Below are 19,655 nucleotides of genomic sequence, written 5' to 3' on the forward strand. Positions count from 1 at the left end.
CGGGCTCCGCCGGGAGCCGGGGCGGGCGGCCGCGCCCCTGGCCCGGCGGCCCGGCCGCGCGGGGCGCCGTCCGCCAAGGGACGGGGAAGCGGCGCCCGGGCCGGACCGTACGCGCCGTGGCGCGCGTACGGGTCGTGCCTGCCCGGGCGGCCGCGGTGCTAGTTGCCGACCATGCTGCGCGCCGTGCTGTACACGTCCATGACGGCCAGGCACAGCGGCGTGACCGACAGCAGCAGCGCGCCCTCGGCCAGGTCCCCGAAGCGGCCCCAGAACGGGGTCAGGCCCTTCTTCGGCACGATCAGCGCGACCGCGACGACGACGCCCGCGCCGAGCGCCACGCAGGCGCACAGCCACGCCGTACGGATGTCCAGCGGGCCGTGGTCGCCCCGCAGCAGGTCCTCCACGGCGCCGGACGGCGGGTTCAGCGCCAGGCCGAGCACCAGCAGGGCGAGTGAGACGAGGCCGGCGCCCAGGACGCAGGCCACCTGCCAGGTGTACCGGAACAGCCGGGCGCGCAGCAGCATCGCCAGGCCGGCGGCCAGCGCGAGCAGCTGCGCCCACAGCGAGTCGGCGAAGCCGAGCACCGCGCCGGCGCCGACGACGACCGCCGAGCAGCCGGCGACCAGTCCGAGCAGCAGCTCGTGGCCGCGCCGGACCTGGGCGGCGACCCGGTCGGCGGGCAGCGGGCGGGCGGCGGAGGCGGCGCCGTCCGGCTCTCCGGCGCCGAAGTCCGCGGCCGCGGCCCGGCCGGTCGACGTGCTGGGCGCGACGTAGCCGATGGGCAGGCGCGCGGCCCGCGCGGAGACCGCGGGCAGGAAGGCGACGGCGCCCACCGCGACCGCCGAGCACACCGCCGCGGCCTGCCGCGGCCCGGTGTCCGCCAGGATCTGGCAGAAGGTCGCCAGGGTGCCGAACGCGGACAGCACCACGGCGGCGACGAACGGCGCGTCGCCGACGGGCATGGCGGCCACCAGCGCGACGGACACCACCAGCACGCACACGCAGCCCAGCAGGAACTGCAGGCGCCCGACGCCCTCGCCGTCGTCCAGCGGCAGCACGCCGGAACCGGCGATCATGACGTGCGGGAGCGCGGCCAGACCGAGGGCGACGGCGGCGGTCCGGTCCTCGTACACCCGTGCCCGTACGCCCGCGAAGACCGCGAGCAGCAGGCCGACGACGCCCGCGAGGACGCCCGGCAGGCTGTGCATGTCGTGTCGCGCCGGGTCCGCGAACCACAGCAGGAAGCCCATGAAGACCAGCAGCAGCGCGCCGCCGAAGAGGCCGGAGGCACGCAGCAGGCGCGCGTTCCACAGCGTGCGGTCGCGGCCGACGGCGGCGGCGATGGCCTCGGCGACGTCGTCGTGCACGGCGGGCGGCAGGGACTCGGCGAACGGACGCAGGGACAGCAGGTCGCCGTCGAGGACCCGTTGGGCCGCCAGCGACCGGGAGCCGTCCAGCACGGTGCCGTCGCGGCGTACGAGGTGGTAGCCGACGGGCGCGCCGGGGTCCGGGGTCTGGCCGGTCAGCCGCAGGATCTCCGGGTAGATGTCGGCGAGCGCGATGTCGTCCGGGAGTGCGACATCGATCCGGCTGTCGGGCGCGACGACCGTCACCCGGCAGAAACCGGTCGATGCGGTCGAACTCATCTGAGAGGCTCCCCTCATGGGCGTTCGGATCCCGATCGCACACCGTGAATTCTCGGTGCGGAACGTCACCCTACCGGGGACCGATCGTGTGCCGTGCACGTAGGATCTTCCTCATATCCCACGGGGCGCCGCCCTTATGCGCGCCCCGTCTTTCCTTCTCAGCCCGTTCCGGGGGATATACAGACCGATGAGCCACATCATCGTAAAACGCCCGCCTCGGGTGACTCCGCCTGACGTGCCCACGGACGAACTACGGCTCGAACCGCCTCCGCAGCTCCCCCGCGGAGAGCAGGAGGGCATGGCCATGCAGCTCCTGCCGATGCTCGGCATGGGCTCGTCGGTCGTGTTCTTCTTCATGCCGGGCGCCGCGCCGTTCATGCGCATCATGGGCGTGATGATGATGCTGTCGACCGTCTCCCTGGGGATCGCCCAGCTCATCCGCTACCGGAAAGGCGCGCGCGGCGAGGTGGTGGAGGCCCGCCGCCACTACCTGAAATACCTCGGCCAGACCCGCCGCAGGGTGCGCCGCACGGCCCGCGCCCAGCGGGACGCCCAGTTCTTCCTGCACCCCTCCCCCGACCAGCTGTGGTCGCTGGTGGCCGAGGGCAGCCGGGTGTGGGAACGGCGCGTCACCGACAAGGACTTCGGGCAGGTGCGCATCGGGCTGGGCCCGCAGGAGCTGTGGACGCCGCTGGTGCCGCCGCCCGCCTCCTCGGTGGAGGAGCTGGAGCCGATGTCGGCCGGCGCCATGCAGCGCTTCCTGGCCGTCCACGGCACCCTGGACGGGCTGCCGATGGCCGTGTCCCTGCGCGCCTTCTACCACGTGGCCGTCTCCGGCGAGGACGAGGCGGCGCTCGGCGCGGCCCGCTCCCTGATCGCCTGCCTGGCCTCGCTGCACTCCCCCGAGGACCTGGTCGTGGCCGTGGCGGCGCCGGGCGCGGCGGAGCGCTGGGACTGGGTCAAGTGGCTGCCGCACAACCAGGTTCCCGGTTCGGTCGACGGGGCGGGCACCAGGCGGCTGTTCGGCGACGGTGTGGCCGAGGTGGAGGACCTGCTGCGCGACCACCTCGACGGCCGCCCCCGGTTCAACTGGGAGAGCCCGCCGCTGCTGGACCGGCCGCACGTGGTGCTCGTGCTGGACGGCGCCCCGGTGCCGCCCGGCTCGCTGCTCGCCGCCCAGGAGGGCCTGCAGGGCGTGACGCTGGTGGAGGTCGTGCCCGGCCGGGTGGAGGAGCCGCCCGGTGACCTGTCCATCGCCGTGCAGGCGGGGCAGCTGCGGGTCGAGTCGGGCGCGGCCGTCTACCGGGGCGTGCCCGACCACCTGTCCCCCGAGGCCGCCGAGGCGCTGGCCCGCCAGCTCGCGCCGCTGCGGCTGAGCACCGCCGGCGGGGACGACGAGCCGCTGCTGACCAACCTCGACTTCACCGACCTCCTCGGGCTCGGCGACGCCGCCTCGGTGGACACCACCCGCACCTGGCGGCCCCGGTCGACCGCCGAGCGGCTGCGGGTGCCCATCGGCGTGGGCGAGTCCGGCGCGCCCGTCATGCTCGACCTGAAGGAGGCCGCGCAGGAGGGCATGGGCCCGCACGGCCTGTGCGTGGGCGCCACCGGCTCCGGCAAGTCGGAGCTGCTGCGCACGCTCGTGCTGGGCCTCGCGGTCACCCACTCCTCGGAGACCCTGAACTTCGTCCTCGCCGACTTCAAGGGCGGCGCCACCTTCTCCGGCATGGCCGAGCTGCCGCACNGCTGGGCCTCGCGGTCACCCACTCCTCGGAGACCCTGAACTTCGTCCTCGCCGACTTCAAGGGCGGCGCCACCTTCTCCGGCATGGCCGAGCTGCCGCACGTCGCCGCCGTCATCACCAACCTCGCCGACGACCTCACGCTGGTCGACCGCATGCGCGACTCGATCACCGGCGAACTCCAGCGCCGCCAGGAGCTGCTGCGCGCCGCGGGCAACTACGCCAACGTGCACGACTACGAGAAGGCGCGCGCCGCCGGCGCGCCGCTGGAGCCGCTGGCGTCCCTGGTGCTGGTCATCGACGAGTTCAGCGAACTGCTCACCGCCAAACCCGACTTCATCGACATGTTCATCCAGATCGGCCGCATCGGCCGGTCGCTGGCCGTCCACCTTCTGCTGGCCTCGCAGCGCCTGGAGGAGGGCCGGCTGCGCGGCCTGGACACCTACCTGTCGTACCGCATCGGCCTGCGCACCTTCTCCGCCGCCGAGTCGCGCACCGCCCTCGGCGTACCCGACGCGTACCACCTGCCGTCGGTGCCCGGCTCCGGCTACCTGAAGTTCGGCACCGACGAGATGGTGCGCTTCAAGGCCGCGTACGTCTCCGGGCCCTACCGGTCCACCACCCCGGCGACCGTCAACGGCCCCATCCCCACCGACCGCCGCCCGGTGCTGTTCACCGCGGCCCCGGTGCCGGTGCGGTACGCCGAGCCCGGCCCCGACTTCACCTTCCCCACCCCCGACCGCCGCCCCGACGACCCGCTCGCCGACACCGTCCTGGACGTCATCGTGCGGGCCCTGGAAGGCCGGGGGCCGGCCGCCCACGAGGTGTGGCTGCCGCCGCTGGACGAGGCGTCCCCGCTGGACCAGCTGCTGCCGCAGCTCGCCGTCACCCCCGAGCGCGGCCTGCACGCGGGCGGCTACGAGCGGGCCGGCGGCCTGTGCGTGCCGCTCGGCCTGGTCGACAAGCCCTTCGAGCAGCGGCGCGAGATCCTCTACCGCGACTTCTCCGGCGCCCAGGGCCACATGCTGATCGTCGGCGGCCCCCGCTCGGGCAAGTCCACCCTGCTGCGCACGCTCGTCGGCGCGTTCGCCCTCACCCACACCCCGCACGAGGTGCAGTTCTACGGGCTGGACTTCGGCGGCGGCGGCCTGTCGGCCATGGAGCGGCTGCCGCACGTCGGCGGCGTCGCCTCCCGCCTGGACCCGGAGAAGGTCCGCCGTACGGTCGCCGAGGTCACCGGCGTGCTGAACCAGCGCGAGGAGTTCTTCCGCGACAACGGCGTCGACTCCATCGCCACCTACCGCCAGCTGCGCGCGTCCGGACGGCTGCCCGGCGAGCCGTGGGGCGACGTCTTCCTCGTCATCGACGGCTGGCAGTCCTTCAAGACGGACTACGAGGCGCTGGAGCCGATCGTCGCGGACATCGCCACCCGCGGCCTGGGCCTGGGCGTCCACCTGGTCGTCACGCTCTCCCGTTACATGGACATGCGCGCGGCGCTGAAGGACCAGCTGCTGGCCCGCCTAGAGCTGCGCCTGGGCGACCCGATGGACTCCGAACTCGACCGCAAGATCGCCGCCAACGTCCCCGTCGGCGTCCCGGGCCGCGGCCTGATCCCGGAGCGGCTGCACTTCCTGGCCGCCCTGCCGCGCGTCGACGGCGCGTCGAACTCGTCCGGCGCGGGCGGGTCCGGCGACGACCTGTCCGAGGCCACCGCCGCGTTCGTCAAGGCGTCCGCGGACAACTGGCCCGGCCCGCACGCGCCCCAGGTGCGCATCCTGCCGCGCCGGCTGCCCGTACGGGACATCCCGGCGGGCGACGGGCAGCCGGAGCGCGGCGTGGCCATCGGCATCGACGAGATGAACCTCAGGCCGGTGTTCGTCGACTTCGACGCCGACCCGTTCTTCGTCGTCTACGGCGAGACCGAGTCCGGCAAGACGGCGCTGCTGCGGCTGCTGATCAAGCAGCTCACCGAGCGCTACACGCCGCAGGAGGCGCTGTTCGTCGTCGGCGACTACCGGCGCAGCCTGCTGGAGGTCGTCCCCGAACCGCACCTGGTCGGCTACGGCTCCACCCAGAACGCGTTCGAGAAGTACGTGGCCGACATGAACACCCTCATCACCAACCGCATCCCCGGCCCGGACGTCACCCCGCAGCAGTTGCGCACCCGCAGCTGGTGGCGGGGCCCGCGGGCGTTCATCGTCGTGGACGACTACGACCTGGTCGCCACCTCCTCCAGCAACCCCATGGCCCAGCTGCTGGACAACCTGCCGTACGCGCGGGACGCGGGCGTCAACATCATCCTGACCCGCAACACGGCCGGTGCAGGCCGCTCGTCGTACGAGACCTTCCTCCAGCGCTTCAAGGAGCTGGGCGCGCAGGGTGTGGTGCTGTCCGGGCCCGCGGCGGAGGGCGAACTGCTCGGCCAGGTCAAGGCCCGGCCGCTGCCGCCGGGGCGCGGGGTGTTCGTCTCGCGGCGGGGCGGGGCGGCGCTGGTGCAGACGGCGTGGGTGGCGGAGGCGGACGGGCGCTGAGGGGCGGCGGGGCCGTGTGCCGGTGCCTGGGCCGCCCCACCGCCCGGGCCCTCAGGCCGCTTTCAGGGGGCTGCTCGCCAAGGGGCACGCAACGGCCGTGGCCAAGCCGGAGGGGCGGCACCGCTACGGGTACCGCCCCTCCGGTGTACGCGGTCCGGCGCCCTCACAGCGTCTTGATCAGCTTGGCGGCTTCGGCCAGCGGCAGTTGCGGATAGGTGCGGCGGAGTTCACGCGTCGCTACGGCGAGGCCCTTCTCGTCGCGGAGCCGCCGCAGGGCGGACTCGTCCACGGTGCCGCGCAGCTCTTCCAGCGAGGAAAAGTTGCGGGCGTACCAGTCACGTTTCTTTCTGAGGTCCGTGTACGTCGCGTACGCCTCGGCGATCGCCGGGAGAATGACGCCCAAAACGAGGAAGGTGTACAGCAGCGGAAAGTTCTCGCTGCGGTAGGCGAATACTGCGGCCCCGAAGGACAGGGCAGCCATGCACCACAAGGCGACGCGAGGCACGTTCATGTCAGTCCAACCTGTTCTGCTCTGCATGCTTTTCGCATCAGTGGCGCCGATCAGTACTCCTTGGGCGTCGTCAGGCCGTCGCCACCGGCCACTTGCCACCAGGAAAGGCACTGTTGTCATGCGCCTCACCGGTAACCGTAACCATCTGCTGGGCCTGGGTTCCCAACGCGGCTGTCAGGGTGCTGACGGCGGCGATGACGAGGCCGCTGTTCACCCCCGCCTCCTCCACGATGAGGCCCGCGCCTGCCCAGGAAAACACAACGGAGCCGAGCGCGGCTATCGCCGCCACAGTGACCACGATGAACTTGCCCAGGATCGCGCCGATCGCGACATAGAAAGCCAGGCCGGCGGTCGCACAGAAGGTCAGTGCCGTAGCGACCTTGTCAGCACTGGTCTCGATCTGGGTGGCTGCGGCGGGCTGGCCCTTGACGGATGCGGTGTAGGCGTCGGCCCCCTCTCCTTTCCATCGCCTGGGGGCCTGGAGAGCCTCGGGGGCGGTCGACCCCGCGATACCCGACGCCTTACCCCGGACGTCTTCCTGCCACAGGTAAGCCTCGTGATAAGCGGTGAGGGGAAGTGACGCCCCTTTGAGCACATCTTCGATCTTGTGAAGGATCCAGTTGCCGAGCTCGATTATCTTATTCGCGCACCAGATCAGCGCCTTGGCGACGAAGCCGGGGACATACCACTTGTTCGCCGTCGACTTCGCCTTTTTCCCGGCCTTATCAAGATTTGCCGACAAAGTGTCGAGCTTCCCGCTGATCTTGTCGATGGTGGCCGTGTACTGAGCGGCATTGAACGTCATCGTGATCCTTCGTGCTCAGTGTGTGCCTCAGTACGCACCTTCGACGGACTTCTTGGTCTCGACCTCGTGGTCGTCGTAAGCCTTGGCGTTCTTCACCAGCGCGTCCGCGACTTCCCTCATGCGGTCCCTGCCCTCACCGACACGCGCCGAGATCTGGTCGACCGCCGACATGTAAGCGGAGTGGAACACCTGAAACAAACCGGCTTCCAGCCGGTTGATGCGGAACCCTTCCACCGCGGTATGGATCTCGCCCAACGTCACGCTCTGCTGGTCCCACATCCTCGCGTCCGTACGGATGGCGTCAGTGATGACCTTCAGCTTGTGTTCAGACATGAGGTCGCTCTCCCATCAGGTCAGTCCCGTGTAACGCGACGGATCGGCGAGAATGGTCATGGCCTCGCTCAGGAGCCCGTCCAACTGTCGCGCCGGACCAGTCCCCCCTGTCTCGGCGACCGTGCTGTCGAGTCGTGACCTGGCGTCGCTCAACGCCTCACCAAACGCCTGGTTCAACCGGACCGAGGACTGCCTGCCAGCCCACTCGGTGTCCACCGCGCAGAAGGCTACAGCGCCTCGGGTGACGGTGATGGAGACCCGGCGCCCGGCGGACGTGCCCGTCACCTCAGGCGTTCCGCCGTCTTCCGTATCCGACTGGCCGATCGTGCCGAACAGGGTCAGCAGTTCTTCGGCCACCTCGTCAAGTCGCCGGGGCACGACATTCCGCGGATTCGTACCAAGGATCACAGGTGACTCGGCCGGAGCCCGGCCCGACGAGAACGTGTCAGGAACACTGCGGTCCAACTGTTCGGCCCGCGCCTCCCAACCGGATTGCTGAAGCGTTCGCGACCAGCGTTCCAGCCGCTCGTTCATCGCCGCCTCGAACGCCTCGACGACGGCCGGGCCGATGTCGTCGGGGCGTCGTCGGCGCTGCCAGTCGGAAGCCACGCTGATGGACTCCGGCAGCCCGTCGGGGTGCAGTCGCACGGTCACAGCCCCCTGCGCGTCGGTTCCCTCGGCGTGCTGCGGTGCCGTGTTCTGGAGTTCCGATATCAGACGTTGCAGTTTTTGCGTGTACCCCTGGAACTGCGACAGCTCTCTGATGATGTCGTCAGTCACGTCTGTCCTCTGTAGCCGTTCATGAGGTCCTCACCGGTCGCCCGGCGGCGGAGGCGCGGCGCCGTGGGACGGCGGCCACGGTCCCTGGCTCTGCTGGTGAGGCTGGACATGCGGCTGGCCTCCGGGAAGCTGTGACGGCGGAGCACCATACGGTCCGGAGGCGTAGGGCGGTGCGCCGAACGACAGCGGTGGGGCGGTGGGAGGCGTACCGGCCCGACGGCGGCGCAGGACCACGAAGAGGACGGCGCCGATCACGACCGCGGCGCCGACGCCGCCGATCACCCAGGGAAGGGCGCTGCTTCCGCTGTCCGACGACCCGCTCGCCTCGGTGTCGGACGGGGCCTCGCCCTTCGGGGCCGTCCCCGGGGACGGACTTCCGGCGGTCGAGGGCGAGCCGGAGGGCTGCGTCTGGGCCTGGCGGGCGGCCACCAGGGGGTTGACGTCGGCGGGGCCCGGGTCGCCCTTGTTCTCCAGGATGTTCAGGCGGGGGCGGATCGAGCCGTAGCCGATGTAGCGGCTGGGGACCTTGCCGGTGGTCGGCTTTCCGGCGGTCTCGATCAGGACGCGCAGGACCTGGTTGCCGGTCCAGGTGGGGTGCTTGCTCCAGATGAGGGCGGCGCTGGCGGAGGCGATGGCGGCGGCTTGGCTGGTGCCGCCGCTGCGGCAGTAGCCCGTCTCTCCGTCGAGGCAGCGGATGGGCATGTCGTCGCCCGGTGCCGCGAGGGCCATCTCCGGCCCGTAGCTGGAGAAGCGCGCATGGTTCACGTTTCGATCAATGGCGGCCACGGCGGCGATACCCTCAGCCGCCGCCGGGTAGTAAATGCCGCTCTCGCCGTCGTTGCCCGCACTCGCGAAGAGCAGCTTGCCATGCTCGACTGCGTAGTCCACCGCCTGCTGGATCTGCCGCCGCCCCTGTTCGTCAGTCGCGTGTTTCACGAACCCTATGGACATGTTGATGATCTGGGCATTGCTGTCCGCTGCGTAACGGATCGCAGAAGCCAGGATCGGCGCGCTGGTACCCACCAGCTCCTGAGTATTGCCCGAGACGGTGAGTGGAAGGATACGCACGTCAGGAGCCAGCCCCTGGATCCCTTGGCCATGAAGACCGCTTCCTGCGATGAGCATGGCCATCGCCGTACCATGCCCCTTGGGATCCGTCCGAGCATCTCTCCCGGACCCGGCGAGGTTCTTCCCCCGGAGAACCTTCCCTCGCAGTTCGGGCACAGAGGCGTCGACACCGCCGTCAAGGACGGCGACAGTAATCCCCTTCCCTGTGCTGACCTTCCACATGTCTTCGGCATGCATACGGTCCAGGTACCACTGCCGTTCGCGTATCGTGTCAGCCGTTGCGGCGGGAGCGACAACGCTTCCGAAGGCAAGCAGAGAAGCGAGCAGAGAAATAATTGTCACAGCCCGCTTCCGGGCGTTGTTGAACCTAGTTTGCATGCCACCCATTCGTTCGCTGCTCACCCTCGGCTGCTTATTCCGACCAGGGGCCTACTCGATTACGGGAGGGACGACGTCGGGCTTCTCCACAGTCCAGCTTTCCTCGTCGTCGGCCAAGTGGTTCTGTCCCGCTGCGTCGCGGCGTCCACCCGGCCGGCGGCTGCCTGCCGAGGAGGATCCAGTGCCGCTCCCGACAGCCTGTGTACCCGCCTGCGGCCCGCTCGCCACACCGCTGTAGCCAGGCCGCTCGGACAGCCGCCTGCCCGAGCCACTGGCGCCGGATACCCCTGGACGACCGACAGAGCTGGGCGATCCAGGACGCCCAGCCACTGGCCCGGAACCCGCTCCGGTGGCCATACCCCGGCCCGCGGCAGGCGCTTCACGGCCGATGACGTTGCCTCGGGGCACCCCGCTCTCAGACCCCGCCTGAGGCACGGGCTTACCCCCGACGATGCCATGCTCGGCGGGCGCGGGCGCCACAGGGCGGATGTTGGCTGCCTGGTACGCCTTGTTGGCCTGACCAGGAATACCGACGCGTTCCGCGGGCGCCAGATGGGGCCGAACCGGGCCCAAACCGGGCGGAGCCACCACAGGAACCGGGGGGACGGTTCCGCCGCCCGAGGTGGGAACCGGTGCGTTGTGGCCGGGAAGGGAGGGGGCCGTCGGCGTGGGCACCGGTGTCACACTGTCGATGTTCGTGTTGGTTGCCGATGGAAGATTCTCGGCAGGCGATGTCGACGTGCCGGGCGGCACCGAAGCATGTCCGATGTGCCCCGCCTGACTGGCCTCCTGGCCGACGCCATCCGAGGCAATCTGACTGGGCGGGCTAGCTGTGACGTGATGCAGACCAGAAGGCGCAGCAGCGGCGAAGTGCCCAGCAGGCGACCCGGCACCGCCAGCGGACCCCGCAGCGGGTGAGTCGTACCTGTATCGGTAGGCATACAAGTCATCATCTGACATACGTGTAGGCGGCGGTTTGAAGGCGGGCGGCTCCTGCGCGGAGATGGCTTCCTCCGACATCAGGTAGTACGACGCCAGCTTGTACATCTGCGGTAGAGCTTCGGTCCGCGCCTTCTCGACGTCCTCGACCCGCTTCTGTTCTTTCTTCTTGTCCGTGAAGTGCGTGCCCGCGCCCTCAGGCTGCTCCGGCAGCGCTTTCTTGACCTCGCTGAGTGCCTGGCCAGCGGTCTCCATGGCCGTCCCGACGGCACCGGTCATCTCTGCCAGCTTCAGCGTCTGCTTGGCGAAATCGTCACCCCACTCCCGGAAGGCGTTGCCCGCCACGCCCGCCCAGGTGACCCGGCCGACCCTGTCCTTGAGCTCGTTGCCGATCTTTTCAAGGTCTCTCTTGGCACCAGCCAGCGCCTGCCCCCTGCGGATGATCTCGTTCTCGTCCGTGCCGGCCACCATGGCATGTATCTGGTCGAGGGACATCCCCTCGAAGTTCGTCGTGTTGTAGCAGGCGTTGAGCGGAGGCAGCCTGTCGGAATTGCCCACCGTTCCCATCCTCCGTTCGCGTCACAGCCCCGTGGAGCCGCCGCTCGTGCCGGTGCCGGTGTCACCCACCGTCTGATCGTTCTGTCCGTGTTCCTTCTGGTACTGCTCGTAATACGCCGCAGCATGTTTTTGAATCTGCTGCAGACGCCGCGCCTGGTCGTGGTCGATGTCCTGGTACGTCTTGTCGGCCAGGCTGACCGCGATGCCCATTCCCTCCAGCTGCTCCCCCAGCAGCTTCGACAGCCGCTGCAACTCCCCGTGCACCGTGTCGTACGCACGGGCCAGCGACGTCGCCTCCGCGAATCCGTTGCCGTACGCGGAGCCGGCCACCGTCTGGTGGGAGATGCGGCTGTGGGCGGCGTCTGACGAGTCGAGCTCGGTCAGCAGCTTGTCCACCCGCTTCTTGAACTCCTGCAGCGATTCGCTGGGAGCGTTGAGGTCCGGCGAGGAGCCGTGTCCCCCCGGTCCCGAACCTGTCTGCGCCATGGAACGTCTCCCCTGGGCTCCTCTGGGCTTCTCGACATGACCTGCGCGGGTGCGGGACGGTGCGGCCCGAGGAGCCGCGCCGTCCCGCGCCCGTGCACCCCGGCCGGAAGGGCCCGGCCGGCAAGACCGCTACTGGAAGCGGCGGGCCTGGGCCACGTCGTTGGCGCGGTAGCCCTCCGTCGCCTCCATCAGCTTCCGCGAGATGGTGACAAGGGTCTCGTGCAGGTGGTTGACCCGGGTGTCCCAGTCCCGCTGGCGGTCGTAGAAGGCCCGCTGGGTCTCACCGTCCCAGGTCTCGACCACGGCCCTGACCCGGGACATGAGGCTGTCCAGTTCCGACTTGAGGTGTCCGGCCTCCGACTTCACCTGCTCGGAGGCGCTGACGACGCCGGCGTACGTGATCTCCATTGGACGTCTTTCTCCTGTAGTCGCGCGAAGAGTGGGCGGGCCGTGGGTCAGGAGGGCTGGAAGTGGCCCAGGATGCCGCTGCTGCCGCCGTCCCCGACGCCCTTGAAGCTGTTGAGCCGCTCGGACTCCTCCTGGTCGAAACCGTCCCGGCTCGCGGCCACGGCTTCCTTGGTGAAGGTCAGGAGCTCCTTCACCCGGCGGACGTCCATGTTGACCTCGCGCTGGAGGTTGTTGTAGGCGCCGGCCGCGACGCCCTTCCAGTGGCCCTCGACGGAGTCGACCACGCTGTTGAGCTTCCTGACCCGCTCCTCAAGGCCCTGTTCCATCTTTTCGAGGTCCCTGACCAGCGCGGTGAGGTCATCCCCTGTGACGCGGAGCTTGCCCGCCATTCGCACCTACCCCCATATCCCGGATGCCGCGCGAAGAGTCTCCGGCGACCAACTTCGTTGTACTGTACCGGCGTTGTCGGCACCTACTGTAGCCAGTTTCTCACTCTCTTTGACGGAGGCGCGTCATCTTGTTACGGCGCTGCGACGACCGCGCCAGTCGCGCAGCACCACGGCTCCGCCCGCGGTGACCGCGACCAGGATTCCGCCGACGCCCACCGCGTAGGTGGCCAGGCGCTCCCGGCGCTCCTGGGGGGTCTCGCCGAGCGTGAGAGGGGCCGGTTCGGGGCGGTGCGCGGCGCGTGGGACGCCGGTGTCCGCGGTGGGGCGGTCGATGGGGTGGTCGTCCTCGGTCAGGGCTCGGACCGGGTCCACCACGCCCCAGCCGATGAAGCGGTCGTGGCCGTTGACGCCGCGCTCGGCGGTCTGCTCGATCTGGGCTATGACCTGGTTGTTCTTCCAGTCCGGGTGCTTGGCGCGGAGGAGGGCGGCGACCCCGGCGGCGTAGGGGGCGGCGAAGCTGGTGCCGTTGTCGACGCACTGGCCGCCCTTGGGGACCGTGGAGACGATGTCGACGCCGGGCGCGGCGACGCCGACGAAGTCGCCGCTCTGGGAGAAGTAGGCGCGTTCGTTGTTGCGGTCGGAGGCGGCCACGGCCAGGACGCCCGGGTAGGAGGCCGGGTAGGTGTCGTGGCTCGCGCCGTCCGCGCCGTCGTTGCCGGCCGCGGCCACCACGACGACATCGTTTCGGATCGCCCTCGCGACCGCTGCCTCCAGGTCCGGATCCGGGCGGCCGCCCTTGGTGTCCTGGGAGATGTTGATGACCTGGGCTTTCTTGGCCACCGCCGTGTCGATGGCCTTCGCCAGGGTCCCCGGGGTGCCCGTGCCCTTGTCGTCGTTCTGCCGGATCGGGATGATCACCGATTCGGGGGCGAGGCCCACGAAGCCGGTGCCCGCCCGGGGCCGGGCGGCGATGATGCCCGCCACCTTCGTGCCGTGGCCGACCAGGTCGACCGTGCCGTTCTTGGGCCTCCTCCTGTCCTCCTCCGGCGCGTTCTTGTCCACCGGCAGGTAGTCGGCGCCGCTGCGCGCGTCGACCGCGGAGGTCAGCTGGATGTTGGCGGTGTCCACGCCGGTGTCGATGACGGCGACCCGTACCGGGCGGCCCTGGGGGTCGCGGCCCCTGGTGGTCTCCCACAGCCGGTCGAAGACGAGCCGCTGGAGCGCCCAGGGCGTGCCCTTGATCTGCTCCTTCATCGGGTAGGTGCACTCGCCGTTGCCGGCCAGGGACAGGGTCGGCGGTCGCACGGGCGTGGCGGGTGCGGTCAGTACGGCGAGGGCGGCCGCGGTGAGGGCCGCGGCTCGTACCGTCCGGGGTGCCCGGTCCGCCGCCGTGCCTGGGCCGGGGGCGTGTGGTGTCGTCGGCATGCCGTCACGACCCCTGGGGCCGGCGGGCGCTGTTGGTGTCGAGGCGGGGGCCGACGGGCAGGAACTGCGACCACTTCACCGGCACCGGCACCGGCCTGACGTCCTGGTAGCCGAGCCTGGCCTGCGCCTGGTTGACCGGTTCCTGGGCTCCTTCGGGCGCGCCGGGGTCCTTGCGCTCGGCGCCGATCTTCGACTTGCCCGACGTGCTGTCGTTGTTGGCCTGCACCTGGTAGCGCAGCCCGGTGTCGGTGACCAGGAAGGTCAGGCCCGTCCCGGTGGACGTGCCCTGGAACTGCCGGTAGAGCAGGCCGGTGCCCGGGGTGACGTACGCGCTGGTGGCGCCGTCGACGATGGCGGCCGGGTAGTCGCGGCCGGCCCAGGTGGCCACCTGCGTGGTGCCGTCGGAGCGGACGCCGGTGAGGATGCTGCACACGGTGTCCCTGGCGCCGTCGCCTCCGGCCGGGTCGGCGGAGTTGGCCTGGCGCGGCACCTCGCGCGGCCAGCGGGCGGAGCCGTAGAACTCGCCGGTGGTGTCGGAGGTGAACTGGGCGGAGTTGACCTGCTCGGGGGTGCCGCCGGGGTTGAGGTCCTTCAGCTGGTCGCTGCTCAGCAGGAGGTTGGCGACGAAGTCGGAGACGCGCTGGACTTTGCCGCGCAGCACGACGTAGTGCTGGATGGCGGTGGCGTTCCGCGTTTCGAGGACCCGGCCGACGCGGTTGGCCTCGCCCAGGCCGGGCACCCCGGCGTCGGCGCCCACCTCACCGGGCACCACCGGGAACTCCACGGGCGAGCCGTCGTTGAGGGTGTCCAGCCAGTCCTGGGTGACCTGCTGGGGCTGTGCGCCGTCGGCGAAGACGGTGCGCAGCAGGAGGTTGTACCGGGGGTCGTCCAGCGCCTGCCGGCCCTGGGCGCTGCCCGGGCCACGCAGCAGGTACTTGGTGCCGGCGGAGTCGACCAGGTAGCGGGGGCCGTTCTCGCCGGGGCCCTGCACGTACAGGGCCTGGCTGCCGTGCAGCCGCTGCGGGCCCTCGACCTTGTCCGCCTCGCGGCCGGCGAAGAGGAACACCGCCTTCTGCGTGGTCTGGTTGGCCTGGTCGCCGCCGGGCTGTTCGCAGACCGCCCAGCGCTTGCGCTTGCCCGCCTCGTCCGCCGAGGGCATGCGGTCCGGCGCGTACGGTATGCCGATCGTGGGCCCGCGCGTGATGTGGCCGTTGTCCAGCACCGAGTCCTTCACGCGGATGATGCTGGACTGGCCCGGGTCCAGCAGGAGTTTCGCGGAGGCCAGGTTCAGTACGGGATGCAGCTGCGGCTTTCCGTCCGTTTCGAGAATGACGTAACGGGTTGTCGAGCTGCTGCCGACGATGACGTGTGCGCGCGGCTTGTCCCACCCTTTGGGGGCGGTGGGTTTGAGCAGGCCCCAGGCGCCGAATCCGGCCAGGAGCAGGGCTCCCGTGACGAGTCCGGGGACGACCGCGCGCAGCGGGCTCGGCGTTCCCTCCTCGGTGGCCGCGGAAGAAGGTTGCAGAAATGCGGCAACCATCCTCTTCTTCGCGAAGGTGTAGGCGTTGAGTTCATCCCGCCGCGATGCCATGGGTAGCCCGCTTCTCCTTAAGCTCTCACGTCCGGCTGCCACGTCCCGGGGCCCTGCCGCCCGCCGACTGTCTACTATGCCGGTACCCGGTCGGCGCGCGCCGACCGGATGCGGCGACGGCGGTGAGAACGGTGGGGAGGAAACGGGTCTTCGGCGCGAAAAGCCGCGGGATTCGCGGGGCTGTTCGGCGGCGGAACGCGGCCGGCGGAGGAGGCCCCGCTTTCCGATAGCGTGGGCGACCGGTTTCACAGGGCCACTGGTTTCGGCCGCCGGGGCGTCCCGCGCCGCGCACCGCGCGTGGCGGACACCGCCGGGGCAGCCCCGGGACGCCCTCCGAGATACTTCCGAGTCACGCAACAGACGCTTCTGGGACGAAGGACAAGGCGGTCTCCCCGATGAGCTCTGCTTCCCCCGCGCGCGGCGCGCCCGACCGCGCGGCGCCGCGGCAGCCCTCGCTCGGCACAGGTTCCGGCCGGCTGCGGCTGCACCAGCTGGTGCTGGTCGAGGTGGCCGCCGGGCTGCTGCTCGTCGCGTGGACCGTGGACAAGCTGCTGCTGGTGCCCGCCGCGGTCGTCGCCCTGGTCCTGGTCCTGCTGGCCGTGCTGCGCCGCCGTCAGCAACCGGTCGTGGACTGGCTGGTGACCGCCGCCGCGCTGCGCCGCCGCCAGCGGCTCGCGAAGGAACCCGTGCCGCCGGGAGTGAACCCGTCGCTGGCGCCCGCCGTCGAGTGCGACCCGGCGCTGCGCACGTACGCGTACGTCGCGCGCGACCGCCGGGAGATCGGCATGGTCGGCGACGGCACCTTCCTCACCGCCGTGTTGCAGGTGCAGGCGCACGACACGCCGCTGCGGCCGATGCGCGGCCGCAACCCGCTGCCGCTGGCGCTGCTGCACGACGCGCTGGAGGTCGACGGCATCCGGCTGGAGTCCGTCCAGGTGGTACAGCACACCCAGCCGGCGCCCGCGCCGCATCTGCCGGAGCAGGCGGCCGCGGCGCGCAGCTACGGGCCGCTGCAGGAGCTGTGCGGCGCGCCCGCCGTGCGGCTGACCTGGGTGGCGCTCAAGCTGCACCCGGAGCTGTGCGCGGAGGCCGTGGCGGCGCGCGGCGGCGGTCTCCAGGGCGCCCAGCGCTGCCTGCTGCGCGCCGCGGACCAGCTGGCGAGCCGGCTGACCGGGGCGGGGTTCTCGGCCAAGGTGCTGGCGGAGGGCGAGTTGGCCACCGCCGTCGCGACGTCCGCGTGCGCGAGCCCGCTGGCGACCACGCAGGCGGGCCGCAGCGGCACGCCGGTGCGGCGCACGGCCGAGGTGTCGCGCGCCTGGCGCTGCGACGACCGCTGGCACACCGTCTACTGGATCGGCCGGTGGCCGCAGCTGGGCCCGGGGGCCGTGCCGCTGCCGCAGGTGGTGGCGCTGCTGACGTCCATGCCCGCCCTCGCGAGCACCTTCAGCCTGACGCTCACGCGCGGCGGCGGCGCGGGCGGCGGGCCGTCGGTCAGCGGGTACGTGCGGATCACCGGGCGCAGCGACACCCATCTGGTCAGCGCGCGCAAGGCGTTGGAGCGCGCCGCGCGCGGGGTGCGGATCGGGCTCGTACGACTGGACCGCGAGCAGCTTCCCGGCGTGCTCGCCACACTGCCGCTGGGAGGCGCGCGCTGATGGCCACACCCATTCTCGGTACGCCCGTCGGGCCGGGCACGGCCGACCTGCCCGCCGCGCCCGCCGGGGACGGCTCGGCGCACCGCGCGACCCGGCCCGGGTTCGGGCTGGTCGGGCCCAGGCGCGGGCGGCACGTGCTGGCGGCCGAGCAGCTGGCGGAGCTGACGCTGCCGGTGGGCGACGACGGGGTCATCGTCGGGGAGGACCTCCAGGGGCAGCCGGCCGTCGTCGGGTTCAACCGCCCGGAGCCGTACGACGTGGTGCTGGTCGGCGGGCTGTGGACCGCCCAGGTGCTGGCCTTCCGGGCCGCGGCCACCGGGGCGCGGGTGGCCGTGGAGACCGGCCGGCCGCACCTGTGGTCGAACCTGGTCCAGGTCGCCGGCGGCGGGCAGCAGTGCATGACGGTCTTCGACGTGGGCCGGGTGCCGCCGCAGGGCCCGTCGGTGGGCAGCCCGGTGCTCGTGGTGCGGGACTGCGGCATGCGGCCGCCGCGGGGACGCGTGGCCGCCCTGCCCTGGCAGGCGGTGCTGACCCTGCTGCCCTACCTGAGCCCGGCCGCGCCCCGGCTGGTGGAGGCGGCCGCGCTGGTGGGCGTCCAGCGGGTCTCCCCGGAGGAGGCGCGGCAGCTCGGCCGGGTGCTGGGGCTGCCGGAGGCGGACGTGTCCGCGCTGCCGGAGCTCGGCGACGGCGCCACGCTGTGGTGCACCCGCCGGTCCCGGGTGTACGTGGCGACGCGGCCGACCGACGCCGAGTCGGGCCTGCTGGGCGCGCCGCGCCGGGTGGACTGACCCCGGGCCGCCGTCGGGACGCGCGGCGCGCGCGGGGCCGCGCGGTGGGGCCGGGCCGCGCGGTGTGGCGCGTCCCGCGCGGGAGGTGTGCACGCCGTTTGCCTTCCGCGCGCGCGGCGGATCAGACTGGGGCCGCGGCGGGCAGGGCGTACCCGGCACCGGCCTCGGGGGAGGGCCCCGGGCTCCCGGCTCCCGTTCCCCTTTCCGCGGTTTCCGCGTCACGCGCGGGGCCGCGGTCTCCCGCAGCCTGATGAAGGGATCGCAGAACTGATGGCTGACGCCGACGAGAAGGCCGAGCTGTACGCCCTCGACATCTCCGACGTCGAGTGGCTGAGCGCGCCGGACAGCCCCGCCGAGGAGCGGGTGGAGATCGCCTACCTGCCCGGCGGCGCGGTGGCCATGCGCAACTCCGCCGACCCCGACACGGTGCTGCGCTACACCGAGGCGGAGTGGCGCGCGTTCGTGCTCGGCGCCCGGGACGGCGAGTTCGACCTGCACTGAGCGTTCCTCCGCGCCCGGCGTCACGGACGGCGGGCGCGGAGGATCCGGGCCGACCCCCGCTCGTCCGACGCCCGTGCGGCCCGGTGGGAGGTGATCGCGCCGCGCGTCCGGTTCCGGGGGCTTGTCCCGTGGGCGGGTCGCGGTCGGCGTCTCCCGTACGGGCGTACGGGCCGGGGCGGGCCCCGCGGCGGCGCCGCCCTCGGGAAGGACGGGCCCGCGGTGTCCGGAGTGAGAGGCCACCGCCGCGCGGCAGTCGGCGCGCGCGGGTCACGGGCCGCCGGACAGACGGGACTTCACGGGCGCGGCCGGCTCGGCGCGCGGCGGCGCGGACGCGGGCGGGGCACGGGTGCGCCGTCGGCGCGGACACGGCCCGGGATTACCGGCGCGTTCGCGGCTTGACGGGCCTGCCGCCGCCCCGCGCGCGGTGACTAGGCTTGGGGGCACGGCCCCGCCACCCGGCGCGGGGCGCGTCACGCCAGGGGACAGCCGAGCGGTCGGGCGACGGGACGATCGGCGACGATCGGTCCCGCCGGGAACGGCGACAGGTGCTCGACCACACCAGGAGGCATTGTGAGCAGCGATCGGGACGAGATCCGTACGGGCGGACCCGCACCCGGCGATGATCGGTCCGACGCGGAGGCCGACCACACGAGCGAGTTCACCATCGACTACACCCCGCCTGCCTGGTACACGCAGAACGGCCCGTCGTCGGCCTCCCCGCCCCGTACCGCAGGACCGGACGCCGGTGCCGGTGCGGGCGCGCCCCCTCCTCCCCCGCCGCCGGGCGCGGCGGTGCCGCTGCCCGGTGCGGCGGACCAGGAGGGTTTCGGCCGGGCGTGGGCACCCGCGCCGCCGCCCGCGGACGCCGGGCCCGGGGTGCGGCCGGGCGAGCCCGGTACGGCCGCGGGGCAGTCGCCGTCCGGCCCGTCCGCCGCCGTGCCGCCCCCGCCGGGCTTCGCGCCGACGCCGCCCGCCGGGGGCTCGGCGGATACCGCGTCAGGTGACGCTCCGTCGGCTGACGGGCCGTCGCACGGCGGCGCCGGCGAGGACGCTTCGGCGCCCGGGGGCCCGGCCGGCGGCGCGACCCTGCGGTTCCCGCCCGTCACGCCGGCCCGCGAGCCC

The 19,655-nt window shown here is 72.0% G+C and carries 16 protein-coding genes and 1 pseudogene; 5 read left to right on the forward strand and 12 right to left on the reverse strand.

The features are described 5' to 3' along the window. Positions 1–158: 158 nt before the first annotated feature. Positions 159–1,646, reverse strand: coding sequence for a type VII secretion integral membrane protein EccD (gene eccD, locus RKE29_RS16285; RefSeq protein WP_312006119.1), 1,488 nt, complete (start codon positions 1,644–1,646; stop codon positions 159–161). A gap of 187 nt (positions 1,647–1,833) precedes the next feature. On the opposite strand from eccD, the pseudogene eccCa reads away from it, so the two are divergent. Then, a pseudogene (gene eccCa, locus RKE29_RS16290) lies at positions 1,834–5,918 on the forward strand (type VII secretion protein EccCa). Positions 5,919–6,081: 163 nt separating this feature from the next. Here the strand turns inward: eccCa and RKE29_RS16295 are convergent. The 11 genes from RKE29_RS16295 to eccB all read right to left on the reverse strand — a co-directional run bounded on the left by RKE29_RS16295 (position 6,082) and on the right by eccB (position 15,589). After that, complete coding sequence (locus RKE29_RS16295) at positions 6,082–6,429, reverse strand: hypothetical protein (protein ID WP_312006120.1); 348 nt, start codon at positions 6,427–6,429, stop codon at positions 6,082–6,084. Between the two features lie 70 nt (positions 6,430–6,499). Continuing rightward, positions 6,500–7,234 carry a hypothetical protein gene (locus RKE29_RS16300; RefSeq protein ID WP_312006121.1) on the reverse strand — a complete coding sequence of 245 codons (735 nt, stop codon included), beginning with the start codon at positions 7,232–7,234 and terminating at the stop codon, positions 6,500–6,502. Between the two features lie 27 nt (positions 7,235–7,261). Beyond that, complete coding sequence (locus RKE29_RS16305; protein ID WP_312006122.1) at positions 7,262–7,567, reverse strand: hypothetical protein; 306 nt, start codon at positions 7,565–7,567, stop codon at positions 7,262–7,264. Positions 7,568–7,582: 15 nt separating this feature from the next. Then, positions 7,583–8,347 carry a hypothetical protein gene (locus RKE29_RS16310; RefSeq protein WP_312006123.1) on the reverse strand — a complete coding sequence of 255 codons (765 nt, stop codon included), beginning with the start codon at positions 8,345–8,347 and terminating at the stop codon, positions 7,583–7,585. Between the two features lie 30 nt (positions 8,348–8,377). Beyond that, entirely contained in the window at positions 8,378–9,802 is a 1,425-nt protein-coding gene (locus RKE29_RS16315) for a S8 family serine peptidase (RefSeq protein WP_312006133.1), read from the reverse strand. Positions 9,803–9,844: 42 nt separating this feature from the next. Then, positions 9,845–11,290: a hypothetical protein gene (locus RKE29_RS16320; protein ID WP_312006124.1), complete on the reverse strand. Its 1,446-nt coding sequence runs from the start codon at positions 11,288–11,290 to the stop codon at positions 9,845–9,847. A gap of 21 nt (positions 11,291–11,311) precedes the next feature. Continuing rightward, on the reverse strand, positions 11,312–11,776 hold the full coding sequence (locus RKE29_RS16325; protein WP_312006125.1) for a hypothetical protein: 465 nt from the start codon (positions 11,774–11,776) through the stop codon (positions 11,312–11,314). 129 nt (positions 11,777–11,905) lie between these two features. Next, on the reverse strand, positions 11,906–12,184 hold the full coding sequence (locus tag RKE29_RS16330) for a WXG100 family type VII secretion target (RefSeq protein ID WP_312006126.1): 279 nt from the start codon (positions 12,182–12,184) through the stop codon (positions 11,906–11,908). Between the two features lie 47 nt (positions 12,185–12,231). Then, positions 12,232–12,573, reverse strand: a complete 342-nt coding sequence (locus RKE29_RS16335; protein ID WP_312006127.1) for a WXG100 family type VII secretion target — start codon at positions 12,571–12,573, stop codon at positions 12,232–12,234. 123 nt (positions 12,574–12,696) lie between these two features. Further along, on the reverse strand, positions 12,697–13,827 hold the full coding sequence (mycP, locus tag RKE29_RS16340; RefSeq protein WP_312006134.1) for a type VII secretion-associated serine protease mycosin: 1,131 nt from the start codon (positions 13,825–13,827) through the stop codon (positions 12,697–12,699). 175 nt (positions 13,828–14,002) lie between these two features. Then, on the reverse strand, positions 14,003–15,589 hold the full coding sequence (eccB, locus tag RKE29_RS16345; protein WP_312006128.1) for a type VII secretion protein EccB: 1,587 nt from the start codon (positions 15,587–15,589) through the stop codon (positions 14,003–14,005). Between the two features lie 395 nt (positions 15,590–15,984). Here eccB and eccE point away from each other — a divergent pair, with 395 nt between their 5' ends. From eccE to RKE29_RS16365, 4 genes are all read left to right on the forward strand, one after another. Beyond that, positions 15,985–17,244 carry a type VII secretion protein EccE gene (gene eccE, locus RKE29_RS16350; protein WP_312006129.1) on the forward strand — a complete coding sequence of 420 codons (1,260 nt, stop codon included), beginning with the start codon at positions 15,985–15,987 and terminating at the stop codon, positions 17,242–17,244. Continuing rightward, the gene (locus RKE29_RS16355) at positions 17,244–18,032 is read left to right on the forward strand and encodes a hypothetical protein (RefSeq protein WP_312006130.1); all 789 of its coding nucleotides are present in this window, start codon (positions 17,244–17,246) and stop codon (positions 18,030–18,032) included. The genes eccE and RKE29_RS16355 overlap by 1 nt, the downstream gene beginning before the upstream one ends. A 270-nt stretch (positions 18,033–18,302) precedes the next feature. Next, positions 18,303–18,533, forward strand: coding sequence for a DUF397 domain-containing protein (locus RKE29_RS16360; protein ID WP_312006131.1), 231 nt, complete (start codon positions 18,303–18,305; stop codon positions 18,531–18,533). Between the two features lie 570 nt (positions 18,534–19,103). Beyond that, a partial coding sequence (locus RKE29_RS16365) for an SCO5717 family growth-regulating ATPase (protein ID WP_312006132.1) occupies positions 19,104–19,655 on the forward strand: 552 nt, incomplete at its 3' end.

The sequence above is a fragment of the Streptomyces sp. B1866 genome, assembly GCF_031932565.1.
Lineage (GTDB): Bacteria > Actinomycetota > Actinomycetes > Streptomycetales > Streptomycetaceae > Streptomyces.